This is a genomic window from Mycolicibacterium arseniciresistens, assembly GCF_030519285.1.
Taxonomy (GTDB): Bacteria; Actinomycetota; Actinomycetes; order Mycobacteriales; family Mycobacteriaceae; genus Mycobacterium; species Mycobacterium arseniciresistens.
Genome location: NZ_JAUMSQ010000092.1, coordinates 1 through 3907, shown reverse-complemented (window position 1 = coordinate 3907; position 3907 = coordinate 1). Strand labels below are relative to the sequence as shown.

Sequence of the window (3907 nt, the reverse complement as noted above, 5' to 3'; positions counted from 1 at the left end):
CGACGACCGCGGCGCCGAGCGTTGGTTGCGCGGCCGGCCGCCGTCCGGGGTACGTCCGGGTCGCTGGTCGCCGCGTCCGCTCTGCCTGTCGTCGCCCACGTGTGCCTTCCGCTGGTTGCCCCGACCGAAGTTTACGGCCACGGCGCATTCGACGACAATTTGGCATTCAAAGAATGGCGTCGAATAAAGTCGAATAAAAGAGAATCACCCCCCACGTGAACGTGGGGGGTGATCCTTAATGTGTGTTCGGCGGTGTCCTACTTTTCCACCCGGAGGGGTAGTATCATCGGCGCTGGTAGGCTTAGCTTCCGGGTTCGGGATGGGTCCGGGCGTTTCCCTACCGCTATTACCGCCGTAACTTTATTCACTTTATGGTGAAGTGTGTTTTGGTGGTGGGGTGCAGTCATTTGTTGTTTGACTGTGGGTTTGTGTGGTTGCGAGGTTTTGTTGTTGTTGTAAGTTTTCGGCCGGTTAGTGCCAGTTCCCTACGCGCATTGCTGCGTTTCCAGGTCTGGCCTATCGATCCCGTGGTCTGCGGGGGGCCTTATCCCACTTAAATGGGTGAGAAGCCTGGTCTTGGAGGGGGTTTCCCGCTTAGATGCTTTCAGCGGTTATCCTGTCCGAACGTGGCTATCCAGCGGTGCCCCTGGTGGGACAACTGGTATACCAGAGGTTCGTCCGTCCCGGTCCTCTCGTACTAGGGACAGGTTTCCTCAAGCTTCTGACGCGCGCGGCGGATAGAGACCGAACTGTCTCACGACGTTCTAAACCCAGCTCGCGTGCCGCTTTAATGGGCGAACAGCCCAACCCTTGGGACCTGCTCCAGCCCCAGGATGCGACGAGCCGACATCGAGGTGCCAAACCATCCCGTCGATATGGACTCTTGGGGAAGATCAGCCTGTTATCCCCGGGGTACCTTTTATCCGTTGAGCGACACCCCTTCCACTCGGGGGTGCCGGATCACTAGTCCCGACTTTCGTCCCTGCTCGACATGTACGTCTCGCAGTCAAGCTCCCTTGTGCACTTACACTCAACACCTGATTGCCGTCCAGGTTGAGGGAACCTTTGGGCGCCTCCGTTACATTTTAGGAGGCAACCGCCCCAGTTAAACTACCCACCAGGCACTGTCCCTGAACCGGATATACGGTCCGAGGTTAGAAGCCCAATACGATCAGAGTGGTATTTCAACAACGACTCCACAACCACTGGCGTGGCCGCTTCACAGTCTCCCACCTATCCTACACAAACCGTATCGAACTCCAATACCAAGTTGTAGTGAAGGTCCCGGGGTCTTTTCGTCCTGCCGCGCGTAACGAGCATCTTTACTCGTAATGCAATTTCGCCGAGTCTATGGTTGAGACAGTTGAGAAGTCGTTACGCCATTCGTGCAGGTCGGAACTTACCCGACAAGGAATTTCGCTACCTTAGGATGGTTATAGTTACCACCGCCGTTTACTGGGGCTTAAATTCTCAGCTTCACCCCGAAGGGTTAACCGGTCCTCTTAACCTTCCAGCACCGGGCAGGCGTCAGTCCGTATACATCGTCTTGCGACTTCGCACGGACCTGTGTTTTTAGTAAACAGTCGCTTCTCACTGGTTTGTGCCACCCCCTCCCGCTGCCGGCCGCAAGGGCCATGACGATGTGGGGGTCCCCCTTCTCCCGAAGTTACGGGGGCATTTTGCCGAGTTCCTTAACCATAGTTCACTCGTACGCCTTGGTATTCTCTACCTGACCACCTGTGTCGGTTTGGGGTACGGGCCGTGTGTGCGCTCGCTAGAGGCTTTTCTTGGCAGCATAGGATCACCGAATTCACCTCATCCGGCTATGCATCACCTCTCGGACTTACATGACACCCGGATTTGCCTAGATGTCGTCCTACCGGTTTGCCCCAGTATTACCACTGACTGGTACGGCTACCTTCCTGCGTCACCCCATCGCTTGACTACTACCAACGAAGGTCCCGCGCAGCGCATGCAATCCTCACACCCGAAGGTGATCGGTAACGCATGGTTTGGGCGGTTAGTACCGCTGATTCATCAGGGACGCTCACACACGGGTACGGGAATATCAACCCGTTGTCCATCGACTACGCCTGTCGGCCTCGCCTTAGGTCCCGACTCACCCTGGGCGGACTGGCCTGGCCCAGGAACCCTTGGTCTTTCGGCGGGCAAGGTTCTCACTTGCCTTATCGCTACTCATGCCTGCATTCTCACTCCCACACCCTCCACAGCTGGATCACTCCGCTGCTTCACCGGATGCAGGACGCTCCCCTACCCAACCAACTAACGTTGATTGCCGCGGCTTCGGCGGTGTGCTTGAGCCCCGCTACATTATCGGCGCACAATCACTTGACCAGTGAGCTATTACGCACTCTTTCAAGGGTGGCTGCTTCTAAGCCAACCTCCTGGTTGTCTTCGCGACTGCACATCCTTTTCCACTTAGCACACGCTTAGGGGCCTTAGCCGGCGATCTGGGCTGTTTCCCTCTCGACGCACGGAGCTTATCCCCCGCCGTCTCACTGCCACACTTTCACTTGTCGGCATTCGGAGTTTGGCTGACGTCAGTAACCTAGTAGGGCCCATCGGCCATCCAGTAGCTCTACCTCCAACAAGAAACATGTGACGCTGCACCTAAATGCATTTCGGGGAGAACCAGCTATCACGGAGTTTGATTGGCCTTTCACCCCTACCCACAGCTCATCCCCTCAGTCTTCAACCTAAGTGGGTTCGGGCCTCCACGCGGTCTTACCCGCGCTTCACCCTGGCCATGGGTAGATCACTCCGCTTCGGGTCCAGAACACACCACTACACCACACACTCTTGTGTGGATACGCCCTATTCAGACTCGCTTTCGCTGCGGCTACCCCACCCGGGTTAACCTCGCGACATGTCCCTGACTCGCAGGCTCATTCTTCAAAAGGCACGCCATCACCCCACGTAGAACGAGGGCTCTGACGGATTGTAAGCGCACGGTTTCAGGTACTCTTTCACTCCCCTCCCGGGGTACTTTTCACCATTCCCTCACGGTACTAATCCGCTATCGGTCACTGAGAAGTATTCAGGCTTACCGGGTGGTCCCGGCAGATTCACAGCAGATTCCACGGGCCCGCTGCTACTCGGGGACAGCTCCACAACAGAGTTCGCGTTTTCGCCTACGGGGCTCTCACCCTCTACGACAGGTCATCCCAAAACCACTTCGACTAACACGAACCTTTATCACTGTTGCCCCTCTCGGCGGAAAGGAGAAGAAACGCCCCACAACCCCGCACACACAACCCCCGCCGGGTATCACATGCATACGGTTTAGCCATCCTCCGCTTTCGCTCGCCACTACTCACGGAATCACAATTGTTTTCTCTTCCTACGGGTACTGAGATGTTTCACTTCCCCGCGTTCCCCCCCGACACCTATGTATTCAGTGCCGGGTGACACGACATCACTCGTGCCGGGTTTCCCCATTCGGACATCCTCGGATCAACGCTCGGTTGACAGCTCCCCGAGGCATATCGCAGCCTCCCACGTCCTTCATCGGCTCCCAGTGCCAAGGCATCCACCATGCGCTCTTAAACACTTACAACACAAAACCAAAAAATGAGTCATCACCCACACACACCCCCACCCCCAAAAAAGAGGGCAGACATGCATGCGAGTATCAGAAAAATTTGCATTACATAAAGACACACCACAACCCCCAAAGGGATCAACATGCGTCTTTGATGCTCGCAACCACTATCCACAACTCAAACACCACACTCCACCACCAAAGCAGGGCAACAACAGACACCCCTCAACCACCGAACCCCACCCCCACCCCCACAAAAGAGGGCAGACAAGCATGCGAGTATCAGAAAAATTTGCATTACATAAAGACACACCACAACCCCCAAAGGGATCATCATGCGTCTTT

At 56.0% G+C, this 3907-nt stretch carries 2 rRNA genes; both read right to left on the bottom strand.

The features are described 5' to 3' along the window. Positions 1–244: 244 nt before the first annotated feature. A 5S ribosomal RNA gene (gene rrf / locus Q2100_RS14100) occupies positions 245–357 on the bottom strand. A 94-nt stretch (positions 358–451) separates the two neighbouring features. Then, positions 452–3577, bottom strand: a 23S ribosomal RNA gene (locus tag Q2100_RS14095). Positions 3578–3907: the final 330 nt, after the last annotated feature.